Annotated in this window: 18 protein-coding genes; 10 read left to right on the top strand and 8 right to left on the bottom strand. The window is 63.6% G+C overall.

What is annotated here, in order from left to right:
- Positions 1-35 precede the first annotated feature (35 nt).
- The 5 genes from ACVWWD_RS02035 to ACVWWD_RS02015 all read right to left on the bottom strand — a co-directional run bounded on the left by ACVWWD_RS02035 (position 36) and on the right by ACVWWD_RS02015 (position 4,830).
- Positions 36-1,274 (bottom strand): CmpA/NrtA family ABC transporter substrate-binding protein, encoded by a 1,239-nt coding sequence (locus ACVWWD_RS02035; RefSeq protein ID WP_457103611.1) that lies wholly within the window; start codon positions 1,272-1,274, stop codon positions 36-38.
- A gap of 2 nt (positions 1,275-1,276) precedes the next feature.
- Positions 1,277-1,879, bottom strand: coding sequence for an ANTAR domain-containing response regulator (locus ACVWWD_RS02030; RefSeq protein ID WP_023770408.1), 603 nt, complete (start codon positions 1,877-1,879; stop codon positions 1,277-1,279).
- A 120-nt stretch (positions 1,880-1,999) separates the two neighbouring features.
- The gene (locus ACVWWD_RS02025; RefSeq protein WP_352547749.1) at positions 2,000-2,317 is read right to left on the bottom strand and encodes a hypothetical protein; all 318 of its coding nucleotides are present in this window, start codon (positions 2,315-2,317) and stop codon (positions 2,000-2,002) included.
- Positions 2,318-2,427: 110 nt separating this feature from the next.
- Entirely contained in the window at positions 2,428-3,228 is an 801-nt protein-coding gene (locus tag ACVWWD_RS02020) for an endonuclease/exonuclease/phosphatase family protein (protein WP_023770406.1), read from the bottom strand.
- A gap of 138 nt (positions 3,229-3,366) precedes the next feature.
- Positions 3,367-4,830 (bottom strand): phospholipase D-like domain-containing protein, encoded by a 1,464-nt coding sequence (locus ACVWWD_RS02015; protein WP_023770405.1) that lies wholly within the window; start codon positions 4,828-4,830, stop codon positions 3,367-3,369.
- A gap of 661 nt (positions 4,831-5,491) precedes the next feature.
- On the opposite strand from ACVWWD_RS02015, the gene ACVWWD_RS02010 reads away from it, so the two are divergent.
- The 8 genes from ACVWWD_RS02010 (at position 5,492) to ACVWWD_RS01975 (ending at position 14,282) form a co-directional block, all read left to right on the top strand.
- A complete protein-coding gene (locus ACVWWD_RS02010; RefSeq protein ID WP_023770403.1) occupies positions 5,492-5,686 on the top strand; it encodes a hypothetical protein in 195 nt (64 codons plus the stop codon).
- A gap of 37 nt (positions 5,687-5,723) precedes the next feature.
- On the top strand, positions 5,724-6,014 hold the full coding sequence (locus ACVWWD_RS02005; RefSeq protein WP_156939344.1) for a hypothetical protein: 291 nt from the start codon (positions 5,724-5,726) through the stop codon (positions 6,012-6,014).
- A 397-nt stretch (positions 6,015-6,411) separates the two neighbouring features.
- Entirely contained in the window at positions 6,412-6,831 is a 420-nt protein-coding gene (locus ACVWWD_RS02000; RefSeq protein WP_023781349.1) for a helix-turn-helix transcriptional regulator, read from the top strand.
- A gap of 188 nt (positions 6,832-7,019) precedes the next feature.
- Positions 7,020-11,831, top strand: coding sequence for a YadA-like family protein (locus tag ACVWWD_RS01995; protein WP_352547746.1), 4,812 nt, complete (start codon positions 7,020-7,022; stop codon positions 11,829-11,831).
- A gap of 91 nt (positions 11,832-11,922) precedes the next feature.
- A complete protein-coding gene (locus tag ACVWWD_RS01990) occupies positions 11,923-12,471 on the top strand; it encodes an invasion associated locus B family protein (protein ID WP_023770399.1) in 549 nt (182 codons plus the stop codon).
- Positions 12,472-12,614: 143 nt separating this feature from the next.
- A complete protein-coding gene (locus ACVWWD_RS01985) occupies positions 12,615-13,154 on the top strand; it encodes a hypothetical protein (protein ID WP_457102888.1) in 540 nt (179 codons plus the stop codon).
- Positions 13,155-13,200: 46 nt separating this feature from the next.
- Positions 13,201-13,662 carry a DUF4189 domain-containing protein gene (locus ACVWWD_RS01980; protein WP_023781352.1) on the top strand — a complete coding sequence of 154 codons (462 nt, stop codon included), beginning with the start codon at positions 13,201-13,203 and terminating at the stop codon, positions 13,660-13,662.
- 74 nt (positions 13,663-13,736) lie between these two features.
- Positions 13,737-14,282, top strand: a complete 546-nt coding sequence (locus ACVWWD_RS01975; protein ID WP_023781353.1) for an invasion associated locus B family protein — start codon at positions 13,737-13,739, stop codon at positions 14,280-14,282.
- Positions 14,283-14,407: 125 nt separating this feature from the next.
- Here ACVWWD_RS01975 and ACVWWD_RS01970 read toward each other — a convergent pair whose 3' ends face one another.
- From ACVWWD_RS01970 to ACVWWD_RS01960, 3 genes are all read right to left on the bottom strand, one after another.
- Positions 14,408-15,718: an Nramp family divalent metal transporter gene (locus ACVWWD_RS01970; RefSeq protein WP_023770395.1), complete on the bottom strand. Its 1,311-nt coding sequence runs from the start codon at positions 15,716-15,718 to the stop codon at positions 14,408-14,410.
- Positions 15,719-15,862: 144 nt separating this feature from the next.
- Positions 15,863-17,410 (bottom strand): GMC family oxidoreductase, encoded by a 1,548-nt coding sequence (locus ACVWWD_RS01965; RefSeq protein WP_023781355.1) that lies wholly within the window; start codon positions 17,408-17,410, stop codon positions 15,863-15,865.
- A gap of 153 nt (positions 17,411-17,563) precedes the next feature.
- Positions 17,564-18,406, bottom strand: coding sequence for a GntR family transcriptional regulator (locus tag ACVWWD_RS01960; RefSeq protein WP_245276031.1), 843 nt, complete (start codon positions 18,404-18,406; stop codon positions 17,564-17,566).
- Between ACVWWD_RS01960 and ACVWWD_RS01955 the strand changes: the two genes are divergently transcribed.
- Both ACVWWD_RS01955 and ACVWWD_RS01950 read left to right on the top strand, forming a co-directional pair.
- Positions 18,405-19,241 carry an alpha/beta fold hydrolase gene (locus ACVWWD_RS01955; RefSeq protein ID WP_023781357.1) on the top strand — a complete coding sequence of 279 codons (837 nt, stop codon included), beginning with the start codon at positions 18,405-18,407 and terminating at the stop codon, positions 19,239-19,241. The two genes, ACVWWD_RS01960 and ACVWWD_RS01955, sit on opposite strands and share 2 nt — an antisense overlap.
- Before the next feature lie 44 nt (positions 19,242-19,285).
- Complete coding sequence (locus ACVWWD_RS01950) at positions 19,286-20,425, top strand: FAD-dependent oxidoreductase (RefSeq protein ID WP_023781358.1); 1,140 nt, start codon at positions 19,286-19,288, stop codon at positions 20,423-20,425.
- Positions 20,426-20,452 lie beyond the last annotated feature (27 nt).

The following is a 20,452-nucleotide window of genomic DNA, read 5'->3' as shown; positions in this document are numbered from 1 at the left end:
TTTTTGTGCAATGCACAAGCATGGCGCTGAAATGATCAGGCTTCCCCGAGAGCTGATTTTTGCCCCTCGATATAGGCGTCGATCTCGTCTGGATCGAAGATCTGGCCATCGAAGAAGCCGTCCGGTCCGAGCATGAGGCCGGCTCCTGTCGCGCCTACCGCGGTCGCGGCCTTGAGTGCGCCCTCGACCTTGGCATTGGCGCCGGGCAGCGCCACCCCGAGTGGCTTCAGTGCCGAGCGGTAGAGATCCGGCCGGTAGCAGTCGCGTGCAATGGCGAGATTGTCGGGCGTGTGCGCGACGTGGCCCCAGCGGACCATCTGCGTGTAGAACCATAGCGAATGGCTTTTCCAGGGAAAGTTCGCGGCCTTATCGAACGGCACGAAGAAATCGTCGATGTCCAGCTCCGCCCCGCCGCCCAGCCGAAGATGGCCGGTCAGGATCGGCATCTGCACGGCCGGTGGCAGCCCAAGGAAGCCACGCTGCGCCATCACCGCGGCCAATTCGTCGCGGTTCGCCGGATCCTGGCACCAGCGCGCCGAGTGATGCAATGCGCGCAAGAGGGCCGCCAGCGCCTCGGGGACCTGCTCGGCCCAAGCCTTGCGCACGCCAATCACCTTCTCCGGACTATTTCGCCATATCTGCGCCTTGACGGTGACGATATGGCCGGTGCCGGCCGCCACCGCGGCGCTGTTCCAGGGCTCGCCGACGCAATAGCCGTCGATCCGGCCGGCGGCCAGCGCGTCGGCCATGAACGGCGGCGGCACGATGACGATGTCGATCTCGCGCGATGGATCGACGCCGCAGGCAGCAAGCCAGTAGCGCAGTTCGTAATTGTGCCCGGAATGCGGATGCACGACGGCAAAACGCAGTGGGTCGCGGCCCGCGTCGGCCCGCTCGCGGATGAAGGCGCCAAGTGCCGCGCCGGCACGGGCCGGATCGAGATCGGGTACGGCACCGTGCGCCGCCATGCCGGTCCAGACGGCCTTGGAGACGGTCACGCAGTTGCCGCCGAGCCCCAGCGAAAAGGGCACGATGGTCTCGGAGGCGAGGGGGGTGAGGCCCAGATTACAGGCGAGCGGCATCGGTCCGAGCATGTGAGCGAGGTCGAAATGGCCGATGGCGATGCGGTCGCGGATGTTGGCCCAGGAGGTCTCGCGGTGCAGGGTGAGATCGATGCCTTCGCGCGCGGCAAAGCCCAGTTCGCCGGCCGCGACCAGCACGGCGCTATCGAAAAGCGGCATGAAGCCGGCGGTGATCTGGTGCTCGGCGCCCATGCTCATTCGTCCTCCGCCGGTCCGAGAAGCCCGGCGGCAGTCACCAGGCTTTGGGCAATGTCGCCGATCTTGCGATTCTGGTTCATCGCGGTCTTGCGCAGCAGCGTGTAGGCGGCCTCTTCGGTCAGGCCGCGCGACTTCATCAAGATGCCCTTGGCGCGGTCGATCACCTTGCGGCTCTCGAGTTCGCTGCGCGCCTCTTCCAGTTCACGTGCCATTCGCGAGAAAGCGTTGAAGCGGCTCACCGCCATGTCGAGGATCGGCTTGACGCGCTCCTGCCTCAACCCGTCGACGACATAGGCCGAAACGCCGGCATCGACCGCGGCCTCGATCGAGGCCTGGTCCGAGCGGTCGACGAACATGGCGATCGGGCGCTTTACGGCCCGCGACAGCTGGAACATGTTTTCCAGCATGTCGCGGTTGGGATTTCCAAGGTCGATGACGATGACGTCGGGTTCGATCTCGGCAATGCGGCGCGCAATGCCCGAGACGTCATGGATGACGGTGACCCGCTCATGGCCGGCCTCGCGCAATCCGGCTTCGATTATCGAAGCGCGGATGCGGTTTTCGTCGATCACCAGGACGGCGAGGGAAGTTCGGACCATGCCCGCATTATGAGCAAGGCCGCAAATTTGTGCAATGCAGCATAGCCACCGACCTTAGAAGGTCGGGGGCTATGCCAGAATGCCTAGCGGCGAAAAGTATAGCCTGGCAGGAGACGCCGATCAGCCGCAGACGCGAACGTCTTCCACCACCCTGTGGTGGTGGCGCCAATGCACGACCGTCTCGATGTGGCAGCGGTGATAGCGGTGATAGCGGTGGTGACGCCGGTATTCACCGTCATACTGAACGCTCTGGTCGCCATCATACTCGTTGTCATAGCGGCGCTCGTGATGACGGCGCACGATAATTCCCGAATCGTCGTCCGAGGAATATTGGTTGCCGTCGTCGGACTGGATAGTCACACTGGCGGCCTGCGTGGGCGCAATCGCCGCGGCGGTCGCGGCAAACGCCAGCACCGAAGCCAAAATCAACTTTTTCATTCCATCCTCCTGGTTGTTCAACACACATAAACTCGCGGAAGAACCGGGTGTTCCGCTCACATCCACACGCTTTGCGACGCTGGCGACATCAAGCCGTTATCGGTCACATACTACAAGTGGACGAAGGCGGTCAGCGGCAGATGGTCGGAGGCCACGCGCGACAGCGGTGTGTCATGCGCCTCGACGGTCGCGATCATGCCGTGCCGGTTGGCCATGATCCGGTCGAGCGCCAGCAGCGGCAAATTGGAGGGAAAGGTAGGGACCGCAGGTGGCTGCGGGCCGAAGCTCGCGTGCAGCGTATTCAGCGCGGAGCGGTTGCCGAGCCGCCATTCGTTCAGGTCGCCGAGCAGGAGCGTCGGCTTCTCGTCGGGACTGTTCATGATATCCAGCACGACCTGGGCCTGCTGCGAGCGGGAGCGGCGCAGCAGGCCCAGATGGGCCGCGATGATGCGCAAGGACTGATTTCCGTCGAGATCGATTTCCGCGACCACCGCGCCGCGCGGTTCGAGACCCGGGAGCCTGATCTGATGCACGTCGCGAACGACGCCCCTTTTGAACAGCAGGACATTGCCGTGCCAGCCATGGCCTTTGCCCGTTGCGGAAATGGGCACCGGCACGAGGCCGGTTTCGAGTTCGAGACGGTGCAGGTCGAGAAGCCCGTCACGGTCGCCGAAACGATTGTCGGCCTCCTGCAGGGCGATGACGTCGGGGGCGATCTCGCGGATGACGCGGCTGGTGCGGTCGGGATCGAACTTGCGGTCGACGCCGATGCATTTGTGGACGTTGTAGGAGGCGACTAGCGTCCCGGTGACGCCGTCCTTCTTCGCCGAGAAGGCGTTGGCCCTGCGCATCCGCCGGTCGCGAATGGACAGGAGCATGTTGGCCGGCAGGCTGCGCCCGTTCATTCGCATCGCGCGCCGATCGTCCTTGCTGTTCTCACCATGCACCTAGAAATAGAGTCTTTCGGCCGATGTTCCATGGTTGGCGACACGCTATCCGGTAAACACGTCGTTTTCTTAAAGACAGATTTTTTCCCAGAAATGGTTTTCCTAGAGATAGGGCGATCCCAGCCAGAGCATGCGATCGAAAAGCCGGATGATGAAGGGACGCGCCCGCAAGGAGGCCAGCGTGACTGGGACCGCCGTTTCGATCGCCGATCCGATCCGGGTCTCGATCTCGGTGGCAAAACCGGCGTCGAGGACCTCAAGATCGATCTCGAAGTTGAGCCGCAGCGAGCGGGCGTCGAGGTTGGAGGACCCCACAAAGGCCCACACGCCGTCGATCGCAAGCAGCTTGGAATGGTCGAAGGGCCCTTCCGTGCGCCATATGCGGCAATAATTCTTCAGGATCTGGTCGAATTGCGCGGTCATGGCGCGGTCGACAAGGAAGAGGTTGTTCACCGCCGGCACCACGACATCGATCTCGACGCCGCGCCTAGCCGCGGTGATCAAGGCACTGATCAGTTCCCGGTCCGGCAGGAAATAGGGCGACATCAGCCGTATCGACTTGCGCGCGACCGAGAAGGCGCCGATCAGCAGTTTGTGGTTGGTTTCGTTGCTTGCATCCGGTCCGGACGCGACCGCACGCACCAGCATCGGCTGGCCGGCGGGTGGCGAAACCGGTGTGATCCGCCAGGTATCGCCCTTCAGCGCCTCTTTGGTGGCAAAGCGCCAGTCTTCAGCGGCTACCGAGAAGAGATCGGCGACAACGGGGCCGGTGACCTGGAAATGCGTATCCCTGGCGCTTTTCGACCCGGCGAACTCCGCCGAAAAACCCTTGCGGATGTTCATGCCGCCGGTAAAGGCAACGGTGCCGTCGACCACCAGGATCTTGCGGTGGGTCCGCAGGTTGGCATAGGGCAAGCGCAGGCCCATGACGATGTTGCCGTTGAAGACGTCCGCCGTGATGTTGGCGCGGCGAAGGTGGCCCAGGATGCTGGGGACGGAGTAGCGGGCGCCAACGGCGTCGATCAGCACACGGACTGTGACGCCGCGCTGGACAGCGCCGGCCAGCGCTTCGACGAAAAGCAGGCCGACGGCGTCGTTGTCGAAAATATAGGTCTCGAGCAGAACGCTGCGCTCGGCCCCATCGATCGCCGCGCACATCGCCGGATAGGCCTCGCCGCCGCTTTCCAGCACCTCGATTGCATTTCCCGGGTTGAGCGTCCGCCGCGCCACCCTGTCGCCCAGCGTCCTAAGGCCGGTGAACCGCTGTCCATAGCGCTCGATGATCAACGCCTCTTCAAGGGCGACGTCGCGCTCATGCTTGGCCGACACCAGCCCATCGGCGAGCGGGCGCTGGGCGCTGATCGTGGCGCGGCGGATGCGATTGATGCCGGCCACGGCATAGATCAGCACGCCGACGATCGGCGACAGCACCATGATGCCGACCCAGCCGGTGGCGGCGCGGACGTCCTCCTTGGTCATGACAGCATGGGCAATGCCGATGGTCGCCATCACCACCGAGATGATCGCCAGTATTTGGGGCCAGTGAATCGCCAGGGTCTCGAACATTGCCGGGACTATCCAGCGAGCGCCCGCGGAAGGCAATGCAGCCGGCCAAATCCACGTCTCTGCAAGCGCGAGAACGGCCGGCGCACGGCTATTTGAGATGTTCTCGGAGCCCGCCGCCCGATAGATGGAGAAATGAAAGGCGTAGTTGGCGCGCGGGTGGGATTTGACGTCTCCCGCCGCGTTGGCCTGTTCGAGTGGCCGCCAGGTGCCGGCCAAGCTGCGCGATGCCGCGCTTTCCGGGCGACGGCGTCCTGCGCGGCAGCCTGTTCGCGATCACCGGTCTTGACATCGAGGGCATCGCCGAACCGCGGTTTGGCGGTTGATCGAAAAGCATCGGCGACGGCACCGGACCGTAACCAACCGTCACGAGGCGGCGCAGGGCAGGCCGCCGCTGATCGCGAGAGCCGCCAAGCGTGGCTCTTCCGCTGGTGGGAACGTTCGTTTCAGGATTGAGCCGTTGGCTCGATCAATCCGCGATAAATCCCACCTGAGAGAGCCCAGCCCGACCGCGCGGGAAAGCATAGAGCCGGTGCGATCCGGCGTCGTCCCGTGCTGCTTTGGTCCTCGAGGGCTTCCTGTACTTTGGTGCCGCATCCATTGTATATCAGAGGGAATGAAATTAGCGATGTAACACTTCGATTGCTGGCGAGGGGGGCGCCGAATGATGACGTTCAACTTCGAGGGTCCACCAGTGGGCGACGGCGATGCGCCGGCCGATTGCCAGGACCAGTTGCTGCCTCTCGTCAATGAGATTGTCCAGGCTGCGGTGGCGGCCGGCTGGAACCGGGACGATGTTCTTCTGGCTTTCGTGGAACTCGCCTGGGATCTGTACGAGAACCCGCGCGGTGATCTGTAGCCATGGCTGCCATCACCGGCTCCGAGCGGCGGCTCCCATGCTCGACTTCGCCGGCAAGCTATGGATCATCGCAGGCTGCGCCAGGCACTTGCCATCACTGGTTGACGAGAATACAGAATCGCGCTCGACCGGGCGTGTCAGCACCCGATTGGCGAACTCCTGGATGGCGAAAACCTTGCGCCGAGCGAAAATGAAACGCTCGTCAACTCCCATTCATCGCCATTCTTTCTTTCTTGTCTCGAATAAAGGTTTTTCTTTGCGCGTGGAACTTCTTCCCAAGCGAAGGTGGCTGCGTTACGCTGTCTCCGGGCCGGGAAAGAGGATTTGAGGCGTCGTCGAGACGGCTGAGGCAGTGCGAATGAAAAATGCGGACGAGGCACGGGAAAGCGGCGTTTTCCGAGGCATCGATCGAGAGCGGACAACTCGATACGTCCTAAACATCATTCCTGAAAGTGCAGGTCCGCTCAGGGCCACAGCGCAAGAAAACGTGATTTGTTCCGTTCGCGGGCTCGGCTCCCAGACATTCCTTGCCAAGGAATACTCGGTAGGAATCGTGCTTGCGCCCATGCAGCCTGCGCATCGTTCGCCGTCCGGACGGACCGATCACAGAAACGGGCCCAACGAAGACGCAGGCCCGCATCGGGCAATCACGAATTGTTTTTGGGGGGAACGGGCAGGGAGGCCTCGGGTTGAACTTTGTCTGGGACTTATCAGGAGGCCGAAGAATGCCGGGCGATGATGGTTTCCCCGGGTCGGTTACCCGAATCAATGCGGCACGGCAGCCGGCGCTCACTGCAAAAGGCGGGCTTTCTCCCCGGGCCGCACGCAAGGTGCAGGATTTCCTGCACGAGAACTTCACCCGCAAGCTGGCGCTTGCCGAGATGGCTTCGGTGTGCGGGCTTTCGCCCTCTCATTTCGTGCGGGCGTTTGCCAGGACCTTCGGTGTGCCGCCGCATCAATACATTCTCGACCTGCGGCTGGACCTCGCCGAAAGGCTGCTTGCCGACAGCCGTATGACGATCGCCGACATCGCTCACTCCAGCGGATTTTCAAGCCAGAGCCATTTTACCACCGTGATGAAGAAATACCGGCAGGTGACCCCATTGCAGGCGCGGGTGCGGAAGCTTAACGCCAACATTAGATGAGGCGTGGCTCACATCTCTTCTTGATTACTTTGTTTTAAAGCATCAGCTAAAGTAACTAGCCGTTAACCTCCCCCGGGTTGCTCGGCTCTTTGCTGACAAGGCAGCAATTTCGTGAAATACGGCTGAGAGGAATCATGTCTTTCTGATGGCATTGGAATTGATTTTCGTGCCGGCCAGCGGAGGGACCCATGACCGACAATCGCATTTCGAGCGGCTCGCTTCCTGTTCGGCATCGCGCGGCGCACTTCGCCAGTCAGTGGATCGCGAACGCCGATCCCCGCTCTCGCTCGGCTCGCCGCCGCCTGATGGCGGTGCTGCGGATGGCCCATTGCGTGCTCGGCATGCGGCGCAAGCGCCTGGGGCTGGGAACGCTGGGCGTCGGCGGGATGCTCGGGGTGCAGATTGCCGTGGTGGGGATCATGATCCCGCAATCAGCTTTCGCGCAGGTCGCCATTGGCAACGGTGTTGTGACCAACGTCGCGAACTGCACGACTCCCTCCGGAGGGGGGCAAAGCATTGCTATCGGTTGCGCTAGCACCGCTCCCGGCGCCGCCTCAACCGCCATAGGTTCTAACGCCCACGTGAATGGCAACAACGGCGTGGCGTTGGGCACCGCTATCACCGCTACCGGCGATGCTTCGATCGCGATCGGCTATTCGATGGGTGTCAATGGCCTCAACGCCATAGGCATCGGTGTCTTCGCGAACGCGACCGGTGTCAACGCGCTCGCGGTGGGCGGGAACGCCCGCGCGCTGGTGGACGGAGCGTCAGCCTTTGGTGTCAACAGCACCGCAAACGGCGCGAACGCCGTCGCTCTCGGTTCAACGGCCAGCGCTTCGGGTGGGGCCTCGGTGGCGATTGGGTTGTCGTCCAACGCTTCATCTTCAAATGGTGCGGCCATAGCCATGGGGGTCGGCGCCAAGGCAAACGCCGGAACTGGCGGCGGTTCTCCCGTTGCCATTGGCACGAATGCAAATGCGAGCGGCACCGCTCCTGTCGGCTTCACGTTCGAGGCCGTTGCGCTCGGCACAGCCGCAGCCTCGACGGGGGCATGGTCCGCCGCCGTAGGTTCGAGCGCGTCTGCAACGGCGACCGGAGCCAGCGCCTTCGGCACATCTGCCACGGCGTCGGCCAATCAGTCCACAGCGATTGGCAACGGAGCGGCCGCCTCGGCGACGGGGGCCGTATCCATGGGGTACCTCGCCAAAGCCAGCGCCGTTAATGCAATCGCCTTGGGCCAGGGCGCGGTCGCGAACCAGGTAAACGGTCTGGCTTTGGGTGAGGCCTCCACTGCCAAAGGTGTGAACAGCACAGCAATTGGCGGTGGGTCGGTCTCCAGCGGGCTTCAAGCGGTCTCTCTGGGCATCAACGCGAACGGGGGAGCCGACAACGCAGTTGCGATCGGAACAGCGGCCCAAGCCACCGGTACCTATGGCTTTGCAGGAGGTTGGTCCTCCGTCGCCAGTGCGGACAGTGCCACTGCCCTCGGCAAGTCAGCCGCTGCATCGGCGATTAACTCTGTCGCCGTCGGCTCCAGCACCGTTGCGTCGGGAGCCTTCGGCGTCGCCTTGGGCAACCAGGCACAGGCGCTCGCTGCCGGTGGTGGTGTTGCGGTAGGCTCGGGCGCAATCGTTGCCAGCACCGCGACCTCGGGCGTCGCCGTTGGCAACAACGCAAATTCCAGCGGCGTCAGTTCGGTTGCTACCGGCGCCGGTGCCAACTCCAGCGGCGATTATTCGGTCGCCACGGGTTCCGCAGCCAAGGCCACCGGTGCCCGTGCCTTCGCGGGCGGCCGTTCGGTCACGGCCGCAGGCGACGATTCCATCGCCATCGGCACGACTTCCGTCTCTTCAGGGGCAGCCTCGACGGCAGTTGGAGCGGGCGCGGTGGCACAAGACGTAAACGCGGTCGCCATGGGCACCGCCGCCAGCGCGATCACCGCCGATTCCGTCGCCATCGGCACGGGCGCGGTGGCCGACGGCGGCAAGGCGGTCGCCATCGGTGCCGGCAACGAAGCCTATGGTGACGGTGCGGTCGCCATCGGTGATCCCAGCTACGCCAGCGGCACGGGCGCCTTCACCGGCGGCGCGAACAACATCGCCAACAGCGACGGCACGGCGAGCGCCACCGCCGCCAACATGGCCGCTGGCGCGGTTGCCGTCGGCAACAACAACAAGGCCATTGGGCAAGGTTCGGTGGCGCTTGGCAACGGCTCGACGGCGGGCGCCGCCGGTCTCGCCGGCAATGTCGCGCTAGGCAATGGCGCGACGGCGGCGGCAAGCTCCGGCGACGTGGCGCTTGGCTCCGGCTCGGTGACCGCGGTGGCGGTCGGCACGCCTAATGCGGTCATCAACGGCACGACCTACGTCTTCCAGGGCACCACCCCAACTTCGACGGTCAGCGTCGGCGCACCCGGCGCCGAACGCACGCTCACCAACGTCGCCGCGGGGCGGATCAGCGCGCTCTCGACCGATGCGATCAACGGCTCGCAGCTCGCCGCAACCAACCAGGCCGTCGACGCCATCGGTGCCGCCATCACCAACATCAATGTCGGCGGCGGCATCAAATATTTCCATGCCAACTCGACCCTGGCGGACTCCCAGGCGCTGGGCACCGATTCCGTCGCGGTTGGCCCCAATGCGGTGGCCAACAATGCCGGCGATGTGGCGATCGGCCTGAATTCGACGTCTGGCGCTACCACCGCGACCGGCGGCGCGACCATCGGCGGCGTCAACTATGCCTTCGCCGGCGGCTCGCCGGCCGGCGCCTTCTCGGTCGGCTCGACCGGCGCCGAACGCCAGATCCAGAATGTCGCGGCTGGGCAGTTGAACGGCGGTTCAACCGATGCCGTCAACGGCTCGCAGCTCTTCGCCACCAACCAGCAGGTGACGCAGAACACCACCGACATCGCCAATATCGGCAGTGGCGTGACCAATCTCGGCAACATCATCGACAACATCGCCGGCGACACTTCGACCGCCTACACCGATGCCAATGGCATCGGCATCCGCTACGCCCGCACCAACGAGGCCGGGCTGGCGCAGACGGACTCCTTCGCACAAGGCGTCGGCTCCTCCGCCGTCGGCTACGCGGCGACCGCAACCGGGGACAGCGCGCTGTCGCTTGGCCGCGGCACCCTGGCCAGCATCGACGACAGCGTGGCGCTCGGTTCCGGTTCGGTCTCGGATCGCGCGATCGCTCCCGCTTCCGGGCAGATCGCGGCCGGCCCATCGAACTTCATCCAGTACAACACCACCGACAAGACGCTGCTCGGCGCCGTGTCGGTCGGCACCAGCACTTCGTACCGCCAGATCACCAATGTCGCCGACGGCACGCAGGATCAGGATGCGGTGACGGTGCGCCAGCTCGCCGGCGCCATCGCTGCCGTGTCGGCCACCTCGACCAAATACTTCCATGCAAATTCGACGGCGGGCGATTCGCTTGCGGTGGGCGCGGAGTCGGTCGCGGTCGGCCCGACCACCGTCGTCAACGGCGACAATGGCGTTGGGATCGGCAATGGCGCTATCGTCGATCAGACGGCGCCCGGCGGAACGGCCATCGGCCAGAACGCCCATGTCATGCTGGCCGACGGTATCGCGCTCGGCACCGATTCTCTCGCGGCGGGCGTCCAATCGGTGGCACTCGGCGCTGGCGCGCAAAGCACCTTCGCCAACAGCGTGGCGCTGGGCGCCTCGTCCATCACGACGGTTGGCGCGCAGGCCGGCTATACGGCCTTTGCCCTGACCGCCGCGCAGACCTCGGCCGGCGAGGTGTCGTTCGGCGCCGCCGGGGCCGAACGCAAGCTCACCAATGTCGCGGCCGGCTCGGCCGATACCGACGGCGTCAACGTCTCGCAGCTGCGCGGCGTGTCGCAGAACGTGACCAACCTGTTCGGCGGCGGCACCGCGATCAATCCCGACGGCTCGATCACCGGCCCGACCTACAATATCCAGGGCAACAACTACTCGACCGTCTATGACGGCTTCACCGCCGTCAACAATGCGCTGACCACCATCAACAATGGCGGCGGCATCAAATACTTCCACGCCAATTCGACGCTGGCCGACAGCATCGCCGGCGGCACCGACGCCGTGGCGATCGGGCCGGAGAGCGTGGCGAGCGGCACCGACAGCCTGGCCGCTGGGCATGGCTCGACGGCTACCGGGCAGGGCGCGGTCGCGCTAGGCCAAGGCGCCAAGGCCAACAACACCAAAGATGTGGCGCTCGGCTCCGGCTCGGTGTCGCAGACCGCCGTCGGCACTCCCAGCACCACAATCAACGGCAAGACCTACGCCTTTGCCGGCACGGCCCCGGTCGGCACCGTCAGCGTCGGCGATGCCGGCGCGGAGAGGACGATCACCAATGTCGCCGCCGGAAGCATTTCCTCCGGCAGCACCGACGCCATCAACGGTTCGCAGCTCTACGCCACCAACACGGCGATCGAAGACCTGACCAAAACGATCGGCGGCATCGGCGGCACCGTCCAAAACACCGTGCAATACGACACCGTCACCAATCCGGACGGATCGACGACCAAGACCAACAAGATCACGCTGCAGGGCGGCGATCCGAATGCGCCTGTCGTCATCTCTAATGTCGGCCCCGGTGTTGCCGGCACCGACGCGGTTAATGTCAACCAGCTGAACCTGAACCTGGCTCAGAGCAAGACCTATACCGACCAGGTGGCTGTCACGACGTTGCAACAGGCCAACACTTATACCGACCAGAAATTCAGCCAGCTCAATTCCGACATAAGCGGCATCAGGGACGAAGCACGGCAGGCGGCGGCAATCGGACTGGCGGCGGCCTCGCTGCGCTATGACGACCGTCCGGGCAAGCTGAGCGTGGCGGCCGGCGGTGGCTTCTGGCGGGACTCGAGCGCCTTTGCCTTCGGCGCCGGCTACACCAGCGAGGACGGCCGCATCCGTGGCAATGTGTCCGGCACGGCGGCGGGTGGAAATGTCGGTGTCGGCGCCGGGCTGAGCTTCACCTTGAATTGAGGGGGGACCCGGGGCGGGAATGAACAGGCGAACCGGCCATGACAGGCCAGGCGCGAATCCGGGAAACCCGTTTGGTTTTCCCGGACTAGCCATGGCATTCCTGACCTGCTTGGCGCTTGCCGGCGGGCTGGCGCCGGCTGCCGCGCAGGCGGCTTCGCCCTATAGGGTCAAGCCGTCCGACGTGGTGGTGCCGCCGGGCGTGAAGCTCGGACAATACCAGCGCACCATCCGTCCCTTCGAGAACTGGACGCTGATCTGCGACGAGAACCTCAAGGCGCGCAAGAAGGTCTGCAACGTCTCGCAGGTGATCGAGGACGGGGCGGGCAAGATGGCGTTCAGCTGGTCGCTCGCCGCCACCCAGGACGGCAAACCCTACATGATCCTGCGCACCGCCCCAAACGCCAGGAGCGATGGGCTGGTATCGCTGAAGTTCGAGGGGCGCGCCGAATCCATCGACGTGCATTTGAACGGCTGCAACGAAATGGTCTGTGTCGGCATGCTGCCGGTGGGACCCCTGATGCGCCAGGAGATAGCGCAGAAGGCGACCCCGGCGATTTCCTATCCGACCGTCGATGGCCAGACCATTACCGTAACCGCAACGCTCAAGGGGCTGTCCGAGGCCCTTGCGCCAGTCAAATAACCGAGGCAGCACCGTGAGCCAGCAAGACCCGTTCATCTCCGCTACGCGCAGCAACCCGACCGTCGAACCGGACCGCAAGAGGACCGTCGAGTCCGCCGCGGCGTTGGCCGCGCATCGTCGGATTGTCGCTGTTGGGGCTGATCATGATCGGCATCGGTTTTGCCGGCGCGAACTATGCCGCGATCGCCGGTCTGGTCGGCAGTCCGACGGCCGCACAGGCCGAGGTTGCCGCCGCTCCCGCGCTGCCGGACTCGCCCTTCCTCCAGCACGTGAAGCAGGCTGGCGTGCAGGCCTGCTCGACCGTCTTTCCGGTGCTCGGGCAGCTTTTGACGACCGGCACGAAGTATAGCGTCAAATCCCTGTGGAACGACCAGGCCGCCGACAAGCACGCTGTCCAGGCTTTTGTCGGCATGGACTATGCCACGGATCGTTACAGCGGGCCGGCCGCCGGCGTGGTCTTCGCTTCGCCAACCGCTTCGGGCTGCGAGGGGGCGATGGTGCGGGTGGCGCCATTCGCCAGCCCGTGCGCGGACATTCCGTCGGTTCTTCCGCAGGGCAGCAAGATCACGGATCATCTCGGACAGGTCGAAGTGTACGAGCTTGGTGGCAACACGGGCGAAGCCCTTCTGCTGCCGACGGGCAACACATGCGTGGTGATTTCCATCGCATCGGCGGCCAAGTGAGAATGTCAGGCGAATGGGCGAGGCGCCCTGGAAAGGATTGCGGACCATGAAATCGCGACGGTTGACAGTCTTGTGCATGGCCTTGCTGTGGAGCGGACAGGTCGTCTCGGCCGATCTGGCGGAGCCGTCCGAGCCACCGCAGGAGGAGAAAGGCATCTGGGCGGCAATCGCCTACTCCCAAACCGATACCAAACACGGCTTCTTCTGGGGCGCCGACAAACGGCAGGAAGCGAAGGACATAGCGCAGAAATATTGCGAGAATGCTGGTGGAAAGGCCTGCAACGTCGTTACGGTGTTCCGCAATCACCGCCACTGGAAGGACGATGACAGGACCGGATTCCCCTACAAGCATTGCGGCGCGCTCGCCGTGGCCGAAAAGGTGGAGAATCGGTTCACCCCCTGGGGCGTCAACTCAGCCGAAACCCGCCGGGAAGCGGAGGATCTCGCCCTGCAAGCCTGCGAGGCAGGGGGGACCCAATGCAAGATCCGCGAATGGGTCTGTACGTGACGGTAAACACGGCCCTGGAAGCCGCAACTTCGGGGCACTGCACTTGCCCGGCACCCAAGAGAAGGCAGCATTTATTGGTTCGTAGACAGCTTTTCCTGAAGGCAGCCGTGATCTGCGCGGCTGCCTTCTCAGCTTGGGTGCCGGCCGTTTTCGCGCAACAGCAGCAGGCGTCGCTTCCAAATGGCGCATCGTCGCTCCAGGAAACCTATCAGGACTGGCAGCTGGCCTGCGGCATGCAGGACAATGCCCGGGTCTGCACGGTCACGCAGGACCAGACGCAGAAAAACGGCCAGAGGCTTCTGGCCGTGGAACTCCGCGTGGGGCAGAAGGGCGGGCTGATCGGAACCTTGCTGCTGCCCTTCGGCATCCTATTCGAGCCCGGCGTGACGCCCCAGATCGACGACCAGCCGCCCCTCGGGCCGTTGAAGTTCAGGACCTGCCTGCCGAACGGCTGCGTGGCGCTGTTTCCGATCGACCGGGCGCTGATGCAGAAGCTCAAGGCGGGCAGCGAGCTGAAACTCGACGTCACCACCGCGGCCGACACCAAGCTGAGTTTTCCGGTGTCGCTGAAAGGCCTTGGCGCCGCCCTCGATCGCATGGTCGCGCTGAGCGCACGTTGACGAGAAGATGCTCAGCGGCCCGTCACCGACGATGGTGCCGGTACGCTACTGCCGGCCGATACCCAAGGTCCTGGTTCCCCGCAGGCGCTCAGCATCATACCGGAGCCTGATCCGATCGCGTCATTTCAAAAGATCCATTGCAGCGCGAGGCCGATAACGGACAGTCCCATTGCTGTTGTCGCGAGCCAGCCGAGCAAGCGCAGCCAGCCCTCAACGGGGAATTCGCCCATGATGTCGGAACGCCCGGTCATCAGCATCATGACGACCATTACGGGGACCGCGCATATGCCGTTGATGACGGCGCTCCAGTATAGCGCCTTGATGGGATCGATCGGCGTCAGCATGATCCCCATTCCCAGCGCTACGGCGGCGGCCAAGGTGGCATAGAATGCCATCGCTTGCTTCGGCTTGCGCTCCAGTCCCACTGGCCAGCGGCGCGCCTCGCCGACGGCGAAGGCGGCCGAGCCGGCGAGAACCGGCACGGCAAGAAGGCCAGTGCCGATAATCCCCATCGCAAAAATCACAAAGGCGAATTTGCCCGCGACCGGCTCCAGGGCCTTGGCTGCGTCGGTGGAGGAAGCGATATCGGTCACCCCCGCCTTATGCAGGGTGGCGGCCGTCGTGACGATGATCGCAAGGGCGATCAGGTTCGAAAAGGCCATGCCCACCAGGGTGTCGGCGCGAATGCGCTGGAACGCGCGCGGCGCCTGCCACGGCGCCCATTTCAGCGGCTTGGCCTTTGGGTCGATCTTCTCCTCTTCGACCTCTTGCGATGCTTGCCAGAAGAACAGGTAGGGAGAAATCGTGGTGCCGAGTATGGCCAGAAGCGTCGTGAAGAACGCCCGGCTCCATTCCACGTGAGGAACAAAGATTCCCTTGAACGCCTCGGCCCATGGAATATCAGCCAGAAACGCGGCCACCACGTAGGCAAAGAGGCTCAGCGTTGTCCATTTCAGGACCGTCACGTAGCGGCTGTAGTCGAGAAAGACGATGGCCAAAACGCATGCCACGCCAAACGCAACGACATAGAGCGAGCTTGGGCCGCCCACCAGCAATCGCAGTGCGTCAGCCATCGCGCTCAGGTCCGCCCCGATGTTGATCACGTTGGCGGCGAACAAAAGCAAGGCTACAAAATACATCAGCGGAGACGGGTAGTGCCGGGCGAGGTTGCCGGAAATACCTCGACCTGTCGTCCGGCCTATTCGCGCTGCTATCTCCTGGATCGCGACCATGAGCGGAAATGTGAAGACCATGGTCCAGCCGACATTGAAGCCCAGCTGGGCGCCCGCCTGACTGTAGGTGCCGATGCCCGAAGGATCGTCGTCCGAAGCGCCAGTGATGAAACCGGGCCCGATTGTGCGCAACAATCGCTGGAACGGCCCCTTTGCCCGAAGGTTGCTCTGTTTCCCAGAGACTTCGGCGCTTATGTTGCTCATGCAGGTGCTCCAGAAACGAGGTCCCTTCCGTAATCCGCATGAAGCAAAATTCAACGATCGCCATTCGGTTCCGTTAGCAATCGCTGAAATGCCGTTGTGCCGTGTCGCCAGGTGGTTCTTGCTTTGCCGGCCATATGATATTTCTCAGGCGCGGGATCGCGCGAAGGTCTCGGCGATCGCGAGAACCGCGGCGTGTATAGGTCCGGCGGTGAGACTGGGCATGATCGAAGCGTCGACGACAAAAAGATTGTCGAGCGCCTTGAGCCGCAGATCCGCATCGACGACGGCGTCCGGGTCCTTGCCCGTCCTGCAAGTGCCACAGGGATGATGGTGCGTGATGGCCGACTGCGCGATGAAGTCGTCCATGTCAGCCGCACTGTTCAGGCTGCCTGGCAGGAGTTCGCGCTCGCGCCAGCCGGCGAGTTCATCCCGATGTCCGATCGTCCGGGCTGCCTCGAGCGCCTGGCGAAACAAGACGCGGTCCCGGCCGCTTTGCAAATATGCGGGGTTGATGATCAACCGATCATCGAGCTCCGGTCCGCTTATGCGCACGCTGCCGCGGCTCGCTGGATGGGTGATCCCGAACAGCAGCGTATATGCCGTACCGGCGGCAGGCGCCTGAAAGCTTTCGGAGACGATCGGCGCGACGCCGCAACCAACGACAATTTCGGGCTGACCGGTACCGGTGAACCCGTCGGCGCGCATATAGGCCATCGATTCCGAGTGCTGGAGCCGCGATGGAGGAACGGGCCTGCGGGCCGCATAAAGGTTGCCGGCGCCAAGCAGGTGATCCTGAAGGTTTCGACCGACTTGCGGCATATCGATCAGGCAGCCAACGCCGGCGGCATCGAGCATGTCGTGCGGACCGATGCCCGAGCGCATCAGCAAAGCGGGACTTTCCAGCGCGCCGGCGCAAAGCACAATTTGATCCGCGAGGATTTCGACGGGACCCTGTCGCCCCACGACTTCGAGACCGCGGACCCGATTGCTCGCCAGCTTAAGCCGCCGCACTCGCGTTGCCGTGAGGATGGTGAGGTTCTTGCGGCCTCTAACAGCCGGCGTGAGCCAGGCGTCCGCCACCGTAACCCGCCGCCCATCCCGAATGTTCAGGGAGTTCGGGGTGACGCCGATCATCTCTCCGCTGTTGTGACCTTCAAGACGCGGCAGGCCGAGCGAAGCGCCGGCTTCGATGAACGCGCGCGCGACCGGACTCACCTCGTCGGTCGGCAAATGGACGGGCATTGGTCCGCCCTTGCCGTAAAGGCCGTTACCGCCGAGCGGGTGATCCTCGATAGCCCGAAACACAGGCAGCAATTCATCCCAGCTCCATCTGTTATCGCCAGTCGCGTCGACCCATGCCTGGAAGTCCCGGGGATGACCGCGCATGTAGCCCATCGCGTGCAGGCAACTCGAACCGCCGATCACCCGCCCGCGCGCCCAGCGATGCACCCGGCCCGCGGTCCCAGCCTGCGGCTCCGTGCGATAGTCCCAATCGTAGCCGCGACCCTGAAGTGCCGGCCATGCGGCGGGGTTCCAGATATCGGGATCCGCCGCTTCTTCGCCTGCCTCGATCAGCAGAACGCGGCTGTCCGGCTTTTCGCTCAGTCGCGCTGCAAGCAATGCGCCCGCCGACCCGCCGCCGACGATGACGATATCGGCATCCCGTTCGCGCTCAAAACTCGCCCAGGTCATCATCACTCCAACTGACGCTTGCGTATTTGGATGGTCGGCAAGGGTGGCGCCTGACACGAGGTGGGCCCCCGTATCGAGCTGTTCGCGGACAGTCGTTCCGCGACCTCGTCAAAGGCTTCGGGTCTCAGGCGGAGCAACTGTCTTTCGCAAAACTCAAGTCGCGCTGTCCATGGACATCTTCGCTGCCGCTTTGGCCTTCAACAGGTGATTTTTGGAGGCTTTGCGGGCGGCCTTCTCGTCGCCGGCAGCGATGGATTCGTATATCTCCTTCATCTCCGCCAGGCTGCTCTGTGCCCTGCCATCCAATGACATCGATCGTCCGCGAAAGAAGCTGATCCTGGCCACCAGGCCCCGATGGACCTCCTCCAGGATCGGGTTGCCGCAATTGGCCAGTATGATCGAATAGAAGTCCGCGGCGGTCATGACCTGCGCCAGGCTGTCATTGCTGGACGCGGCCGCTTCGAATGCGGAAAGAGATTTCTCGAGTTCGCGCAACTGCTCCGGGGAAATTCTCGACGCGCATCGTCCCGCGGCCTCGACTTCCAGCAGCTCTCGAACCTCGTAGATGGCGGTTGCCACCTCCCACGTAAGCGACGGTATCGACGGCCCGCGGTTGGGGACGATTTCGATCAGGCGCTCGGCCTCGAGACTGCGCAAGGCCTCACGCAACGAAGGGCGACTGATTCCGAGTTGCGTGCACAGCTGACTTTCGATGAGGCGGCTTCCCGGCTGGAACAAACCGGAGAAGATGGCGAGCCGTAACTTGTCGACGGTCTCTCGTTGAACTGTTCGTGGGGAAATTCGCAAATTCAAATCTGAAGGCATCTCTAACGTCTCATCGGTTTGAGTCGCAATCTCCCAAGCAGCATACGTCACGCCGTGGGAAATAGCCAGATTGTCAAATCTGAAGATTGCAAGAATGTCAGACAATCCGCTTGACGTCCTTCTGGCTGTATGGTCCTTTTGACCGAGACGGGCAGTGACGGTGAGGATCATGCACATTGCGGCGGAGATAGCTTGCGACGAATACGGTTCGCGACGCATCGACACCGGCCGTATTGCCCTGAATGTGCGCGAGGCGGGCAACGGCCCGTTGATGCTGTTTTTCCATGGCATTACCTCCAATTCCGCGGTCTTCACGCCGTTGATGGCTCGGCTTTTGGATCGCTTCACGACCGTGGCCGTCGACCAGAGGGGGCACGGCCTCAGCGACAAGCCGGAAGGCGGTTACGAGGCGAATGACTACGCCGACGACATTGCCGGCTTGATCCGTACCCTCGACCGGGGTCCTGCAATCCTCGTCGGACATTCGCTTGGCGCGAGAAACTCCGTCACGGCCGCCGTGCGACATCCAGATCTGGTGCGGTCGGTCATCGCAATCGACTTCACGCCCTACATCGAGACCGAAGCGTTGGATGCATTGGAAGCCCGGGTCAACGCGGGAAGCCAGCTTTTCGAGGATACCGAGGCCGTAGAAGCCTATCTTGCCGGCCGTTATCCGAACATTCCCGGCGACGCCATCAGGATCCGAGCCGAGAGCGGCTATCATCGGGTCGACGGCGGGCTGCGGCCATTGGCGTCACCCGCGGCCATGGCCCAGACGGCCAAGGGCCTGCGATCAGACCTAGTGCCCGCCTATCGGGATGTGGCGAAGCCCGTCCTCATCGTTCGAGGCGAGGCGAGCAAATTGGTTTCGGCGGCGGCGCTGGCGAAAACAAGCCGGCTGCGGCCCGATCTGCCCGTGGTCGTCGTTCCGGGCGCCGACCATTACGTCAATGAGGTATCTCCCGAGATCACGCTGAAAGCGATCACGAATTTCATCGACGCCTGACGGCGCAGCATGCCGTCTTCTTGTACGCAGCATCAGGATAGAAAATGGCCAATGTAAATAAAACCCAGGGTAAGGCGCGCCGTGCCGAGGTCGCTGGCGGCGGCTTTGCCGGCCTGACGGCCGCCATCGCTCTGAGGCAGAAGGGTTGGGATGTCAGGCTGCACGAAAAGAGCTCGGAGCTGCGGGCATTCGGGGCGGGCATCTATCTCTGGCACAATGGTCTTCGCGTGCTCGAAGGACTGGGCGCCCTGGATGATGTTCTCCAAGGTTCGCACACGCCCCCGACCTACGAGACCTGGATGCATAACAAGTCGGTTTCCAAGGAGACGTTCAACGGTCTCCCTTGGCGCATCATGACCCGGAGCCACCTGCATGATGCCCTGGTCAACCGCGCCCGCGCGCTGGGCGTCGACATATCGGTCAACTCGGAAGCGGTCGCCGCCGATCCGGAAGGCCGCATGACGCTTCAGAGCGGAGAGGTCCTCGAAGCCGACCTGATCGTCGGTGCCGACGGCGTTGGCTCCAAGGTCAGGGACTCCATAGGTTTCAAGCAGGACCGATGGGTTTCCAAGGACGGCCTCATCCGGCTGATCGTGCCTCGCAAGAAGAAGGAACTCGGTCACGGCGAGTGGGACAACACAATAGACATGTGGAACTTCTGGCCGCGCGTTCAGCGGATACTCTACTCGCCCTGCAACGAGAATGAACTTTATCTCGGCCTCATGGCGCCAGCCGCCGATCCGCGGGGATCGCAGGTGCCGATCGACCTTGAGGTCTGGGTCGAGATGTTCCCTTTCCTGGAGCCGTGCCTGATCGAGGCGGCGAAGCTGAAAACCGCCAGGTACGACAAGTACGAAACGACCAAGCTTGACAGCTGGACAAGAGGCAAGGTCGCCCTGGTGGGAGATGCCGCCCATGCGATGTGTCCGGCTCTTGCCCAGGGCGCCGGTTGCGCGATGGTCAATGCCTTCAGCCTGTCGCAAGATTTGGAGACTGGCTCTTCGGTCGAGGACGCGCTCGTCGCGTGGGAAAAGCGCATTCGCCCGATCACCGATCGCTGCCAGGCCCTGTCCGGCGACTATGCGGCGAACCGCTCGCTCTCGAAGGGAAACATGTTCACGCCGGCGGCATTGGAAGCAGCCCGCTACGACCCGCTGCGCGGCGTCTTCTCATGGCCGCAGTAGCATCGGACGAGCCGCTCAACGAATTAA

The sequence above is a fragment of the Mesorhizobium sp. URHB0026 genome, from assembly GCF_054059755.1.
This window is presented reverse-complemented; position numbering and strand designations above follow the sequence as displayed.

Coding starts and splice junctions, on each gene's coding strand:
- ACVWWD_RS02035 (WP_457103611.1), bottom strand. CDS start 1,274: ATGGGCGCCGAGCACCAGATCACCGCCGGCTTCATGCCGCTTTTCGAT.
- ACVWWD_RS02030 (WP_023770408.1), bottom strand. CDS start 1,879: ATGGTCCGAACTTCCCTCGCCGTCCTGGTGATCGACGAAAACCGCATC.
- ACVWWD_RS02025 (WP_352547749.1), bottom strand. CDS start 2,317: ATGAAAAAGTTGATTTTGGCTTCGGTGCTGGCGTTTGCCGCGACCGCC.
- ACVWWD_RS02020 (WP_023770406.1), bottom strand. CDS start 3,228: ATGCGAATGAACGGGCGCAGCCTGCCGGCCAACATGCTCCTGTCCATT.
- ACVWWD_RS02015 (WP_023770405.1), bottom strand. CDS start 4,830: ATGTTCGAGACCCTGGCGATTCACTGGCCCCAAATACTGGCGATCATC.
- ACVWWD_RS02010 (WP_023770403.1), top strand. CDS start 5,492: ATGATGACGTTCAACTTCGAGGGTCCACCAGTGGGCGACGGCGATGCG.
- ACVWWD_RS02005 (WP_156939344.1), top strand. CDS start 5,724: ATGCTCGACTTCGCCGGCAAGCTATGGATCATCGCAGGCTGCGCCAGG.
- ACVWWD_RS02000 (WP_023781349.1), top strand. CDS start 6,412: ATGCCGGGCGATGATGGTTTCCCCGGGTCGGTTACCCGAATCAATGCG.
- ACVWWD_RS01995 (WP_352547746.1), top strand. CDS start 7,020: ATGACCGACAATCGCATTTCGAGCGGCTCGCTTCCTGTTCGGCATCGC.
- ACVWWD_RS01990 (WP_023770399.1), top strand. CDS start 11,923: ATGGCATTCCTGACCTGCTTGGCGCTTGCCGGCGGGCTGGCGCCGGCT.
- ACVWWD_RS01985 (WP_457102888.1), top strand. CDS start 12,615: ATGATCGGCATCGGTTTTGCCGGCGCGAACTATGCCGCGATCGCCGGT.
- ACVWWD_RS01980 (WP_023781352.1), top strand. CDS start 13,201: ATGAAATCGCGACGGTTGACAGTCTTGTGCATGGCCTTGCTGTGGAGC.
- ACVWWD_RS01970 (WP_023770395.1), bottom strand. CDS start 15,718: ATGAGCAACATAAGCGCCGAAGTCTCTGGGAAACAGAGCAACCTTCGG.
- ACVWWD_RS01965 (WP_023781355.1), bottom strand. CDS start 17,410: ATGACCTGGGCGAGTTTTGAGCGCGAACGGGATGCCGATATCGTCATC.
- ACVWWD_RS01955 (WP_023781357.1), top strand. CDS start 18,405: ATGCACATTGCGGCGGAGATAGCTTGCGACGAATACGGTTCGCGACGC.
- ACVWWD_RS01960 (WP_245276031.1), bottom strand. CDS start 18,406: ATGATCCTCACCGTCACTGCCCGTCTCGGTCAAAAGGACCATACAGCC.
- ACVWWD_RS01950 (WP_023781358.1), top strand. CDS start 19,286: ATGGCCAATGTAAATAAAACCCAGGGTAAGGCGCGCCGTGCCGAGGTC.